The organism is Bacteroides sp. Marseille-P8574, assembly GCF_902825465.1.
GTDB lineage: Bacteria > Bacteroidota > Bacteroidia > Bacteroidales > Bacteroidaceae > Bacteroides > Bacteroides uniformis.
Window position 1 is genome coordinate 1463279 of record NZ_CADEBE010000002.1, and the last position, 13928, is coordinate 1477206.

General features: G+C 45.4%; 11 protein-coding genes. 9 read left to right on the forward strand and 2 right to left on the reverse strand.

The genetic code is table 11. The features are described 5' to 3' along the window. Positions 1–201 precede the first annotated feature (201 nt). The 4 genes from HUX74_RS18820 (at position 202) to HUX74_RS18835 (ending at position 2073) form a co-directional block, all read left to right on the forward strand. Positions 202–684, forward strand: a complete 483-nt coding sequence (locus HUX74_RS18820; protein ID WP_174647221.1) for a GNAT family N-acetyltransferase — start codon at positions 202–204, stop codon at positions 682–684. Then, the gene (locus tag HUX74_RS18825) at positions 681–1040 is read left to right on the forward strand and encodes a DUF3795 domain-containing protein (protein WP_117599997.1); all 360 of its coding nucleotides are present in this window, start codon (positions 681–683) and stop codon (positions 1038–1040) included. Before HUX74_RS18820 ends, HUX74_RS18825 begins: the two co-directional genes overlap by 4 nt. Positions 1041–1071: 31 nt before the next feature. Further along, positions 1072–1653, forward strand: a complete 582-nt coding sequence (locus tag HUX74_RS18830; protein WP_174647222.1) for a Crp/Fnr family transcriptional regulator — start codon at positions 1072–1074, stop codon at positions 1651–1653. 144 nt (positions 1654–1797) lie between these two features. After that, entirely contained in the window at positions 1798–2073 is a 276-nt protein-coding gene (locus tag HUX74_RS18835) for a hypothetical protein (protein WP_226791215.1), read from the forward strand. A gap of 12 nt (positions 2074–2085) precedes the next feature. On the opposite strand, the gene HUX74_RS18840 is transcribed toward HUX74_RS18835, so the two are convergent. After that, positions 2086–3039, reverse strand: a complete 954-nt coding sequence (locus HUX74_RS18840) for a transporter (RefSeq protein ID WP_174647223.1) — start codon at positions 3037–3039, stop codon at positions 2086–2088. Positions 3040–3239: 200 nt separating this feature from the next. Here HUX74_RS18840 and HUX74_RS18845 point away from each other — a divergent pair, with 200 nt between their 5' ends. The 3 genes from HUX74_RS18845 to dnaA all read left to right on the forward strand — a co-directional run bounded on the left by HUX74_RS18845 (position 3240) and on the right by dnaA (position 7119). Beyond that, a complete protein-coding gene (locus HUX74_RS18845) occupies positions 3240–4475 on the forward strand; it encodes an N-acetylmuramoyl-L-alanine amidase (RefSeq protein WP_174647224.1) in 1236 nt (411 codons plus the stop codon). 13 nt (positions 4476–4488) lie between these two features. Then, positions 4489–5382, forward strand: a complete 894-nt coding sequence (locus HUX74_RS18850) for an MlaD family protein (protein ID WP_174647225.1) — start codon at positions 4489–4491, stop codon at positions 5380–5382. 351 nt (positions 5383–5733) lie between these two features. After that, the gene (gene dnaA, locus HUX74_RS18855; protein WP_117599991.1) at positions 5734–7119 is read left to right on the forward strand and encodes a chromosomal replication initiator protein DnaA; all 1386 of its coding nucleotides are present in this window, start codon (positions 5734–5736) and stop codon (positions 7117–7119) included. Positions 7120–7214: 95 nt separating this feature from the next. Here the strand turns inward: dnaA and HUX74_RS18860 are convergent, their stop codons facing one another. Then, positions 7215–7949 carry an NADPH-dependent oxidoreductase gene (locus tag HUX74_RS18860; RefSeq protein WP_117600073.1) on the reverse strand — a complete coding sequence of 245 codons (735 nt, stop codon included), beginning with the start codon at positions 7947–7949 and terminating at the stop codon, positions 7215–7217. 418 nt (positions 7950–8367) lie between these two features. On the opposite strand from HUX74_RS18860, the gene HUX74_RS18865 reads away from it, so the two are divergent. Next, a complete protein-coding gene (locus tag HUX74_RS18865; RefSeq protein WP_174647226.1) occupies positions 8368–10905 on the forward strand; it encodes an adenosylcobalamin-dependent ribonucleoside-diphosphate reductase in 2538 nt (845 codons plus the stop codon). A 131-nt stretch (positions 10906–11036) separates the two neighbouring features. Continuing rightward, positions 11037–13730 carry a 4-alpha-glucanotransferase gene (locus HUX74_RS18870; protein ID WP_174647227.1) on the forward strand — a complete coding sequence of 898 codons (2694 nt, stop codon included), beginning with the start codon at positions 11037–11039 and terminating at the stop codon, positions 13728–13730. Positions 13731–13928 lie beyond the last annotated feature (198 nt).

Here is a 13928-nt window from a genome sequence, read left to right on the forward strand (position 1 = left end):
CTGGCGATTGAAAGCAGATTTCCATGCTTCATAAAATATTCGCATGCTTTTTATATTCGAAGCAGAGAATCAACAACTTGATTTTCCTAAACCAATAAATTAGAAATGAAAAGATTATCTTTGCAAACACAATAAATACATTGAAAGACTTTCTGTTAGAACATGGAACATCTAAAAGCATACATTTTAGCACTTAAAAACATGAATACAGATTTTACAATTAGAATTGCCCAACGGTCTGATGCCCTTGAACTTATGAGTTTGTTTCAAGAGACAGTCCTCCATATAAACAAGCATGACTATTCAGAAGCAGAAGTGGCAGATTGGGCATCGTGCGGAAACGACCTCTCCCGCATAAAAGACATGATTAAGACACATTATTTTATTGTGGCAACCAATCAACAGTCACAGATTGTCGGCTTTTCATCCATTACCCACCAAGGATATTTGCATTCTATGTTTGTTCATAAAGATTTTCAAGGTAAAGGCATTGCTACCATACTTCTAAATGAGATAGAACGGTATGCAACCACAAGAGGAATCATGCGAATTACATCAGAAGTAAGCCTGACAGCCCGTCCATTCTTTGAGAAAAGAGGCTATATAGTAGAAGTGGAACAGAAACGCAAAGCCAACCAACTTTATCTCACCAATTTTTGGATGGAGAAAAAGCTGGCTGAATGAAATCGTATAACGGACGTATTCCTGCTTGTGGTGTCTTTTGTGGTGGTTGTCCCATATACACAAGAGAAAAAAGTCCCTGCAAAGGAGCAGAACAGAATGGCTCTCGCTGTGAAAAATGTAAAACATTCCATTTATGTTGCTTGGAAAAAGGAATAACACATTGTTTCCAATGTTCTGATTTCCCATGTACTAAATTCAAAAGATTTACCAAACGTTGGCTAAAATACGGACAAAACTTCATTGAAAACCAAAAGCTTTTAAAAAACGTAGGTGAAGTTAAATTTTTAAAGTATTATAATGAGAGAGTCCACGACCAGCTTACCAACAATGACAGAAAATCAGGAATAAAACAATAATTTTGTACCTTTCGAAAAACATGTGTTGTAAATGACAGATTTTAATTCATACATGGGCAATATAGACACTGATTTTTTTAGGGAACTGTGTTTAAGAAACGGAGAACTACGGTATTATAAAAGAAATGAGTTTATCCTCCGAGAGGGAGAAGTCGGTTCTTTCTTCGGGCTTATTGTATCCGGTGTAATCAAATATACCTGCATCAACCAAACTGAAAACAAAACATATAATGTAGGTTTTTCTTTTGCCAATGAATTTATCTCTGATTATCCCAATTGTTTATATAACATAAAATCTGAATTGAATATACAAGCAATAACCCCATGTAGAATCTACATCTGTTCTTCCGAATTACTTCTACAAGAATTTGAAGAGAACAAAGAAAATCAACGAATAGCCCGTATTGCAGCCGAACAATTATTTTTTCAGTCGTATTCACGTTACTTGGATTTGTTCAGATTTACATCGGAAGAACGCTATCTCCAACTTCTTAAAAAATGTCCAGAAATCCTACAAATGGTACCCCTAAAAGAAATTGCGTCTTACTTGAAAATAACCCCTATTCACATGAGCCGCATCAGACACAAACTGAGTTTTGACAGCAAAGAATAAACATAGGTTTAGAAATTCAACCTTTTAACAATATTCCAAGATAATATTGATTCTGTCAGGAAGTTCTCTTTTATTTTTGCCCTATCCTTTGGCTGATTCAGCGAAAGGCAAGAATGAAAGGAGTTAAAACATAGAGTCCTATATATGAGAACAAGAAAAGTATTTAGAATGCCACTTGATAAAATTCTTTGTTTATCAGCCAATGCAATATTAACCATTATTGCACTATGGAGTATTGCATCAGTCTTTTTCGAAAACGTCACAATTGATTCTATAATAGCCCGTTTCAGCGTGGCTTCTGCCTGCATGGCCAACCTATTTTCAAAACATCGTCTTATCCGGATAATATTCCTCATTATGGCATTTGTACTGATAATTGTTGCAACCACCCTCTATGTCCATAAAGCAAATAAGATGTAAAATACTCAGTAGTTATTCCGTCTCATTTTTCCTTTTCTTCCATAACTGCCAACTATTGATTATATTCTGCCACAGCACATACGATCCCGGACCGACGGAAGATAACGGATTAAGATAAGTATATGCCATCCAGATGGCAAGCACCGTATTCTTTTGCCCCAGCGCCTGCCCTCCGCTGATACGCTCACCATAATGGCCGCCGATTCTCTTTCCTAAATAGAATTGTATACAGCAGGTTATCAGTCCCGCCAGGGCTATCAGCAGTTCAACAAATATCGGTGCATCACTATTGACCAATGAACGTACCGTCTGCCCTGAGACAATGGCAAGAGCTACCGCCCACAAATAGAAGGCTGCATCATGGAAACCCAACAGAAAATGATGCATCTTCGGCACAAACGCACGCAGAAACCATGCCAGCAAGAAAGGACAAAGCAGCAATGGAAAGACTTTACTCAGAATTTTCAGGAATGCAACAAAAAAAGTAATGTCAGCATGAGGCTCCACCAACGGGAAAACCAAAGGAACAGCCACAGCCGCCAGAAGATTGGACAACAACGTATAGGTCGTCAAGCTGGATGCACTTCCACCCAGTTTACCGGTAATGACAGCCGCAGCGGTTGCAGTGGGACAAATGAGACAAACCATTGCACCTTCAAACACTTCCCGGTAGACCTCCTCCATAGGGCAACACACCAACAATACCGCAACAATCAAGCAAGAAACCGTCTGGAACAGCAGTAGCCATCCATGCCACGATTTGGGTTTCAGTTCATGCACCTCCACCTTGCAGAAAGTGAGCAGAAGTTGGGAAAAAATCAAAAGCGGAGTCAGGAAAGCCACCACCCCATTCACATAAGGTTTGGCAGGCGCCACAAAAGGAATGTCTGCAAAAAAGAAATATCCCAAAGTACCGGCAAGCATTGCCAAAGGCAACGTCCAGTTCTTTATAAAACGAACCAGCATACTTGATTTGCTATTTTAATTATCTGCCGCAAAGTTACGCATATTATCAATACATTGAGTCACTAATTACTCAAACACAGACATTAATTACACTAAAAATGAGAAGAAGAACAATAAAACTGAACATAATCCATTAGTTTTCTATAAAATTCCACTACATTTGCCAAGCGAAAAGGAAGCATTGTCTTTGCTACAATTATATGAAACTATACAGACGATACATATTATATATAAGTATATGCTTAGGGCTGCTTATCTCCCCCTTTTGCAGTGGCAGCGCTGAAGCGAAAGACTTTGTTGTCGTTATAGACCCCGGACACGGTGGACACGACCCGGGTGCAGTGGGAAAAATTTCCAAAGAGAAGAATATCAACCTGAATGTAGCACTCAAACTTGGCAAACAAATCAAGAAGAACTGCCCTGATGTAAAAGTTATCTATACGCGGGACCGGGACATATTCATCCCCCTGGACCGACGCGCTGAAATTGCCAATAACGCCAAAGCTGATTTGTTCATCTCCATACATACCAATGCCCTGGCCAAAAACCGGACGGCCAAAGGAGCCTCCACCTGGACACTGGGTCTGGCAAAATCGGATGCCAATCTGGAAGTAGCCAAGCGCGAAAATGCCGTTATCCTCTACGAAAGCGACTACAAGACGCGGTATGCCGGCTTCAATCCCAACTCAGCGGAGTCCTACATCATCTTCGAATTCATGCAGGACAAATACATGTCACAGAGTGTGCACCTCGCCTCCCTCGTACAAAAGCATTTCCGCCAAACCTGCAAACGTACAGACCGGGGCGTGCATCAGGCAGGTTTTCTGGTATTGAAGGCCAGTGCCATGCCAAGCATACTCGTAGAACTCGGATTCATCTCCACACCGGAAGAGGAACGGTACCTGAACACTGAAGCAGGAACTACCTCACTTGCCAACGGTATCTTCCGCGCTTTCCTCACCTATAAGCGCGAGCAGGAAATCCGATTGAACGGAAGCAGCAATACCATTCTTCCGGAGGATGTACCCGAGCCCGTTCAAGAAGAAGGCAACGCAGCTACAGCGACACCGGAAAAAAATAATGCACCTCAAGCGGAGAGTAACCAAGCTGCCCAACGCCCACAAAGATCAGAAAATGCAGCCGTTTCCCAAACAGAACAGAGCGGCATCGTGTTTAAGATACAGATACTCACTTCTTCACGTCCTCTGGCCAAGAATGACAAAAGACTGAAAGGAGTGAAAGACGTGGATTATTATAAAGAAGGCGGAATCTACAAATATACGTACGGCGCATCACCCGATTACAACAAGGTGCTGCGCAGCAAACGTAGCATTACGGACAAATTCAAGGACGCATTCATCATTGCGTTCAAGAATGGAGAAAAGATAAACGTCAACACAGCCATCAGCGAATTTAAAAAAAACAGAAATAAATAACAAAAGATACATCATGAAGTATATTACAAAAGAAGTTAGAATAGGAATAGCAGGCATAGCTGCACTTTGCATATTGGTATACGGCATCAACTACCTGAAAGGGATAAATATGTTCAAGCCCTCCAGCTATTTCTACGTGAAATTCCAGAATGTCAATGGGCTGACAAAATCCAGCCCGGTCTTTGCCGACGGCTTCCGCGTGGGTATTGTCCGCGACTTGTACTACGACTATACCCAACCGGGCAAAGTCGTTGCCGAAATAGATGTTGACCCAGAGCTGCGCATTCCCAAAGGAAGTACGGCAGAACTGGCAGCCGAAATGCTTGGCGGCGTAAAGATGAACCTGCTGCTTGCCAATAACCCACGGGAGAAATACCAGATTGGAGACACAATCCCCGGCGTGCTGAACAACGGAATGATGGAAAAAGTTGCCACCATGATGCCGCAAGTAGAGAAGATGCTGCCCAAGCTGGATTCCATCCTCGCATCCTTAAATGTCATACTGACCGACCCCGCCATCCCTGCAACCTTGCATAACGTACAAGATTTAACAGCAAGTATGGCCGTCACAAGCCGCCAGTTGCAAACTCTAATGAAGGATGATATTCCACAACTGACCGGCAAACTCAATACCATTGGAGACAACTTTGCACTCATTTCCAACAACTTAAAGGAGATAGATTATGCTGCCGCCATGCAAAAGGTAGACGCAACTTTGAATAATGTAAAAATGATTACAGACAAATTGAACCAGAAAGACAATACCATCGGACTTTTGCTAAACGATCCTTCTCTATATAATAATCTGAATGCCACAACTGCCAACGCAGCAAGTTTATTGGAAGACTTAAAATCGCATCCGAAACGATACGTCCATTTCTCCCTATTCGGCAAGAAAGATAAGTAAAAGATTGGCATTATATAGATTTTGTCTAAATAGTAAGTCCATAAAGGAATTAAAAGGAAAGCCCTCATTTGCTCTATACAAGGAGCGAAAAAGGGCTTTTTCCTGCTCTGGACACAGAAGGAAAACAAGAGACGCAAAGCTACATAAATCACTATATGACAAAGTATTAGATAAATGCAATACACCCTATATAAGGAATATACTCATAGTAGTCGATAAGTAGCTGAAAGTAAAGAGCTTATTACTTTTCCTAAAAACGCAAGAAAAAAAGGATTTGTTTTTCTCGAATAAGATTGCCAATTTTGCAATCGTAGAAGTTATGCTTAATTAATAAATGTATTTATAGCCGTTATGAGTGAAATAGATCATGTCGGGCTGTGGAATCGCTGTCTTGAAATCATCAGAGACAATGTTCCGGAGCAGACATACAAAACATGGTTTCTTCCCATCATACCTTTAAAATATGAAGACAAAACGCTGGTCGTACAAGTGCCCAGCCAGTTCTTCTATGAGTTTTTGGAGGACAAATTTGTTGATTTGTTGCGCAAGACTCTCTATAAGGTCATTGGTGAGGGAACTAAATTGATGTATAATGTAATGGTAGACAAGAGTTCGCGGAAAACCGTCGACCTGGAGTCTACACAACGTACCATCATACCGCAAAAACAAGTGATGGACAAAAGGATCCCACAGATTCCCGTCCCCGAACTTGACCCGCACCTTAATCCAGAATACAACTTTGAAACCTTCATCGAAGGCTACAGCAACAAGCTGTCGCGCAGCGTTGCAGAAGCTGTCGCTCTCAATCCGGCTAAAACAATCTTCAATCCGCTGTTCCTATACGGAGCATCAGGTGTAGGCAAAACCCATCTTGCCAATGCTATCGGAACCAAAATCAAGGAACTATACCCGGAGAAAAGGGTATTGTATGTATCTGCACACCTATTCCAAGTGCAATACACCGATTCCGTACGTAACAATACGACTAACGACTTCATCAACTTCTACCAGACCATTGATGTTCTAATCATTGATGATATTCAGGAATTTGCCGGTGTAACCAAAACGCAGAATACATTCTTCCATATCTTCAACCATCTGCATCAAAACGGCAAGCAGCTTATCCTTACCTCCGACCGTGCACCGGTATTGCTACAAGGCATGGAAGAGCGTCTGATCACACGTTTTAAATGGGGAATGGTAGCTGAGCTGGAGAAACCTACCGTAGAGCTCCGCAAGAACATTCTGCGCAACAAAATACACCGTGACGGCCTGCAGTTCCCCCAAGAAGTGATTGACTATATTGCAGAAAACGTGGGCGACAGTGTACGTGACCTGGAGGGCATCGTCATTTCCATTATGGCACATTCCACCATATACAATAAAGAAATAGACCTGGAACTGACGCAACGTATCGTACGCAAGGTGGTGAACAGTGAAAGCAAAGCAGTAACTGTCGATGAAATCATCAACACCGTATGCAAGCATTTCGGATTGGAAACAGCCACCATCCACACAAAATCCAGAAAGCGGGAAGTGGTGCAAGCACGACAAATAGCCATGTATTTAGCCAAAAACTATACAGAGTTCTCTACTGCAAAAATTGGTGCGCTAATTGGACATAAAGACCATGCCACTGTATTGCATGCATGCAAAACCATCAAAGAGCTGAAAGAGGTAGACAAATCATTCCGTGCGGAAATCGACGAGATTCAAGCCGCACTGAAAAAAGGATAAGAATAAAGGATTAGGGATTAAGGATAAAGGATTAAATGCAGCTAAGTATGCATTAGCTTAACCCCTTATCCCTAATCTTCCCTAATCCTTAATTTTCAAAATCCCTGCTTTTTCATTATCTTCCAAAGATTCTCCGACATTGTCTCACTGTCTTTCTTCGTATAACGCACATCTGTAAAAACCTGCGCCAGCGTTTCCTTATTGTTCTCCAAGATGAACTGCTTGTTCTCAGGAAGCGATTCTTTATAGGCATACAACCGATCAATGTCCTGAGGAGTATAATCATGATAAAACTCTTCGTGTACAATGGCCTCCAGCGGTAAACGGTCCACTTGTTCCGGCTGTTCGGCAGGCCATCCCACTGTGACTGTCGTGATGGGAAACACCAATTCCGGTAACTTCAACGCTTCGACAATCATCTGAGGGTTGTAAGTGGTAGTTCCCAGATAGCAAATGCCCAACCCCTTCTTCTCGGCAGCCACGCAAAAAGTCTGTGCCACCAGCAAGGTATCGACAGCCCCCGTCACAAACCACTCAAAGTTGTTGTATCCCGGCTCAGCCTTACGTTGCTCACACCACTTGCTGAAACGGCGCAAATCTATGCAGAAAGTAAGCACTACCGGCGCCGTCTGAACCATCGGCTGATTGAAATGTGCAGGCGCCAGTTTGGCTTTACGCTCTGCATCACGCGTCACAATCACACTATAAACCTGCATGTTTCCAACTGTAGAAGCCCGGAAAGAGGTTTCAAGCAAATCATTTAACAAATCAGCAGAAATATCCTTCTGCTGGTATTTTCGGATTGTTCTCCTTTGTTTCAAGCTTTCCATTCTTTCTTTTTTTTGCAAAGATAATGTAATCCACGAACAATTCATTCAAGAGTTCACACTTTTTTCATCATCATATATCCGGAATAAAATACATCTTTTCAACAAGAAATGAACAATTATTATCTTTACGAGCAGATAAAAGTAACCTTATGTTCGACTAAACCGAGAACCTTTCAGCCCAACAAGTTGTTAATAAATTCCATTTTGGAAAACTTATTCGTTTACTCAAAGCATTAAAACATTATAAACCAACAAATTAACACCAATCAACAGAAAACTATCCACCGGTTAATAAAAACATTCATTTTAATTTTGCCAAATTGAAAAACATTCATAGCTTTGCAAATGCATTTGTTAACAATAAGTACAACTTCTACAATTTTACTTATTTGTAACTAATCCTAAGAGATACAACACTGTGGAAAAGAAAAATTATTCTTATGACGAAGCCTACGGAGAATCTTTAAAATACTTCCAAGGCGACGAGTTGGCTGCCAGAGTTTGGGTAAACAAATATGCAGTCAAAGATTCTTTCGGAAATATTTACGAAAAGTCTCCGGAAGACATGCATTGGCGAATAGCCAATGAGATAGCCCGCATTGAGGCCAAATATCCCAATCCATTAAGTTCAGAGGAACTTTTCGGCTTGCTCGACCACTTCAAGTACATTGTTCCGCAAGGAAGCCCGATGACCGGAATTGGAAACAACTATCAGGTAGCTTCTCTGTCCAACTGCTTTGTTATCGGTGTGGACGGTGAAGCGGATTCTTATGGTGCTATCTTCAAGATAGACGAAGAACAAGTACAGCTGATGAAACGCCGTGGCGGCGTGGGACACGACTTATCCCATATCCGTCCGAAAGGTTCACCGGTAAAGAACTCGGCACTGACCTCCACCGGCTTGGTTCCCTTCATGGAACGCTATTCAAACTCTACGCGCGAAGTAGCTCAAGATGGACGCCGCGGCGCACTGATGCTCAGTGTATCCATCAAACACCCCGACTCGGAAGCCTTCATCGATGCCAAGATGACCGAAGGCAAAGTGACCGGAGCCAACGTCTCCGTAAAACTGACCGACGACTTCATGCAGGCCGCCATCGAAGGCAAACCATATACACAGCAATATCCGATTGACGCCACAGAGCCGGCATTCCAAAAAGACATTGACGCATCCGCATTATGGAAAAAGATTGTGCACAATGCATGGAAATCGGCAGAACCCGGTGTATTGTTCTGGGATACCATATTAAAGGAATCCGTGCCCGACTGCTATGCAGACCTGGGCTACCGTACCGTATCCACCAATCCATGCGGTGAAATTCCACTGTGCCCATACGACTCCTGCCGTCTGCTCGCCATCAACCTTTACTCATACGTAGTCAATCCGTTCAAGCCGGACGCCTATTTTGACTTTGAGCTATTCAAGAAGCATGTAGCTTTGGCCCAACGCATCATGGACGACATCATCGACCTTGAACTGGAGAAGATAGAGCGCATCATGAGCAAGATAGATGCCGACCCCGAAAGCGAAGACGTGAAACATACAGAACGCGTTTTGTGGCAGAAAATTTACAAGAAAAGCGCCCAAGGCCGCCGTACCGGTGTAGGTATCACGGCAGAAGGCGACATGCTTGCCGCCCTGGGATTGCGTTATGGTACTGAAGAGGCAACCGAGTTCTCGGAGAAAGTACACAAGACGGTGGCACTCAACGCCTATCGCTCCTCCGTAGAAATGGCCAAAGAGCGCGGCGCATTCGAGGTATACGATACAGAACGCGAAAAGAACAATCCGTTCATCAACCGTCTGCGCGAAGCCGACCCGGAAATGTACGAGGAGATGAAGAAGTACGGACGCCGCAACATTGCTTGTCTGACCATCGCCCCGACCGGCACCACCAGCCTGATGACTCAAACCACCTCCGGTATCGAGCCCGTATTCCTGCCCGTGTACAAGCGCCGCCGCAAAGTGAATCCCAACGATACGAACGTCCATGTGGACTTCATCGACGAAACCGGGGATGCCTTTGAAGAATATATCGTGTTCCACCCCAAGTTCGTGACTTGGATGGAAGCACAAGGATACAACCCCGCCAAACGCTACACGCAGGAAGAAGTGGATGCCCTGGTAGAGAAATCACCTTATTATAAAGCAACCTCCAACGACGTGGACTGGCTGATGAAAGTCAAGATGCAGGGACGTATCCAAAAATGGGTGGATCACTCTATCAGCGTAACCATCAACCTGCCGAATAACGTAGACGAAGACCTCGTGAACCGTCTGTATGTAGAAGCATGGAAATCCGGCTGCAAGGGCTGTACGGTTTACCGCGACGGTTCGCGTTCCGGTGTACTCATCTCTACCAAGAGCGACAAAAAGTCTGAGCTTCCCCCGTGCAAACCGCCTACGGTCGTTGAAACACGTCCCAGAATATTGGATGCAGACGTTGTCCGCTTCCAGAACAACAAGGAGAAATGGGTGGCATTCGTCGGCTTGCTGGACAATCATCCCTACGAGATATTCACCGGTGTGCTGGACGATGACGAAGGCATCATCCTGCCGAAGAATGTGGTGTCGGGCCACATCATCAAGAATGTGGATGAGCACGGAAACAAGCGTTACGACTTCCAGTTCGAGAACAAGCGCGGATACAAAGTTACCATCGAGGGTCTGTCCGAGAAGTTCAACAAAGAGTATTGGAACTATGCCAAGCTGATTTCCGGTGTATTGCGCTACCGCATGCCTATCGAGCAGGTCATCAAGCTGGTAGGTTCACTGCAACTGGACAGCGAAAACATCAACACCTGGAAGAACGGTGTGGAACGCGCCCTGAAGAAATACATCCAGGACGGCACGGAAGCCAAAGGCAAGAAATGCCCCAACTGCGGCAACGAAACACTGGTTTACCAAGAAGGTTGCCTCATCTGCAAGACGTGCGGAGCTTCCCGCTGTGGATAATCCCACGGCAAGCACAAACGTTTGCATAGGAATTTAAATGACTTAGATAACGGTAGCTGCATGATTATGAGGAATAATTTCTATACTTGCATAATCATTGCAGCTATTGCTATTTCTAAATCTAATATAATATGACACTAATATTCAATATCGAGTATCGCACCAGCTGGGGTGAAGAAGTCAAAGTCCTGGGTTCCATCCCGGAACTTGGCAACAACCAGCCCGACAAAGCCACCCCCCTGCACACTGTAGACGGCATTCACTGGACCGCGGAAGTGGATATCCAGATTCCCTGCAATGGAAACGTCGAATACAGTTACCACATCTATCGAGATGGCAGAACCATACGGACAGAGTGGAACAGCCTGCCGCGCATCCTGCACGTTGCAGACAATCCGAAGAAAGTTTACCGCATAGAAGATTGTTGGAAGAATCTGCCCGAACAGCAGTATTTTTATACATCCGCTTTCACAGAATCCCTGCTGGCGCATCGCGAACGCAGTGCCGCCCCGAAAAGCTACAAAAAGAGGTTGCTGATAAAGGCGTACGCCCCTTGCATAGACAATGACCACTGCCTGGCACTCTGCGGAAACCAGAAGGCGCTGGGTGACTGGAACCCGGACAAAGCTGCCCTTATGAGCGACATCGACTTCCCCGAATGGCAGGTAGAAGTGGATGCCGGTAAAATCAGCTTCCCGCTGGAGTATAAATTCGTCCTTTACAACAAGAAAGAGCGCCGTGCCGTGGCCTGGGAGAACAATCCCAACCGCTATATGGCCGACCCGCAGATAGCCGCCAACGAAACGCTGGCTGTCGGCGACCGTTATGTATACTTCAATCTTCCTGCATGGAAAGGTTCCGGAGTAGCCGTACCCGTATTCTCCCTGCGCTCCGAGAAAAGCTTCGGTGTAGGCGATTTCGGCGACTTGAAGCGCATGATTGACTGGGCAGTTGCCACCAATCAGAAGGCGGTGCAGATTCTGCCCATCAACGACACTACCATGACGCATACCTGGACAGACTCCTACCCTTACAGTAGCATCTCCATCTATGCCTTCCATCCCATGTACGCCGACCTGAAGCAGTTGGGCAGCTTGAAGGACAAGAAGGTGATGGCCGAATTCAACAAACGCCAGAAGGAACTGAATGCCCTGCCCACCGTGGACTACGAAGCTGTGAACAAGACAAAGTGGGAATACTTCCACCTCATCTTCAAGCAGGAAGGGGAAAAGGTGCTGGCATCGGATGCTTTCCGTAATTTCTACGAAGCCAACAAAGAATGGTTGCAGCCATATGCCGTCTTCAGCTACCTGCGTGATGCCTACAAGACCCCGAATTTCCGCGAGTGGCCCAAGTATGCCACCTACGATGCCAAGGAGATAGAGACATTGTGCCGGCCGGACTCTGCCGACTATCCGCATATCGCCATCTACTACTACATCCAGTTCAATCTGCACCTGCAACTGCTTGCCGCCACCGAACATGCGCGCGCCAACGGCGTAGTGCTGAAAGGCGACATCCCCATCGGCATCAGCCGCAACAGTGTGGAAGCCTGGAAGGAACCCCACTACTTCAACCTGAACGGCCAAGCCGGCGCACCGCCCGATGATTTCTCCGTGAACGGGCAGAACTGGGGCTTTCCCACCTACAACTGGGATGTCATGGAGAAAGACGGCTATGCCTGGTGGATGAAGCGTTTCCACAAAATGGCGGAATACTTCGATGCCTACCGCATAGACCACATCCTCGGCTTCTTCCGCATTTGGGAGATACCGATGCACGCCGTACACGGGCTGTTGGGACAATTCGTCCCCGCCCTGCCCATGACGCGCGAGGAGATAGAAAGCTACGGGCTGGCATTCCGCGAAGACTTCTTCCTGAAGCCCTATATCCATGAGTACTTCCTCGGACAAATCTTCGGCCCGCATACAGACTATGTGAAGCAGACCTTCATAGAGCCGACAGACACGTGGGAGGTTTACCGCATGCGTCCCGAGTTCGACACCCAGCGCAAAGTGGAAGCCTACTTTGCCGGAAAAACGGACGATGACAGCATCTGGATTCGTGACGGGCTTTACGCCCTTATCAGCGATGTGCTGTTCGTGCCCGACCACAACAATCCGCACGAATACCATCCGCGCATCGGCGTGCAACACGACTACATCTACCGCGCACTGAACGATTGGGAAAAGGCTGCCTTCAACCGGCTGTATGACCAGTACTACTATCATCGCCACAATGACTTCTGGGGACAGCAAGCCATGAAGAAACTGCCGCAACTGACGCAGTCCACGCGCATGCTGGTATGCGGTGAGGACTTAGGCATGATTCCCGATTGCGTGGCATGGGTGATGAACGACCTGCGTATCCTTTCCCTGGAGATACAACGTATGCCGAAAGACCCGAAACAAGAATTCGGCCACACTGACTGGTATCCGTACCGTTCGGTCTGCACCATCTCCACGCACGACATGTCTACCCTGCGCGGCTGGTGGGAAGAAGACTTCCAACAGACGCAGCGTTACTACAACACCATGCTCGGACACTATGGTGCCGCACCGGTAACGGCCACGCCGGAGCTCTGCGAAGAAGTGGTTCGCAATCACCTCCATAGCAACTCCATCCTCTGCATCCTCTCCCTGCAAGACTGGATGTCCATGGACGGCAAATGGCGCAACCCGAACGTACAGGAAGAACGCATCAATATTCCTGCCAACCCGCGGCACTACTGGCGCTGGCGCATGCACCTGACACTGGAACAACTGATGAAGGCAGAAAGCCTGAACGAGAAAATAAGGAGCATGATAGAAAGCACCGGAAGATAAGAAAGGATTCTTAGCAAAGCATTATTTTAGGCACGGATTACATGGACAATCACGGATAATATTGAAAGCAACCGTGATAACCCGTATAATTCCGTGTCTAAAATAATTCGATAAGTTTATTCCGACCCTCACATAATTGTATTCTATAAAAAACAATTTCGCGCTATTTTTATATTTTACAGAATACAATCCGCAACC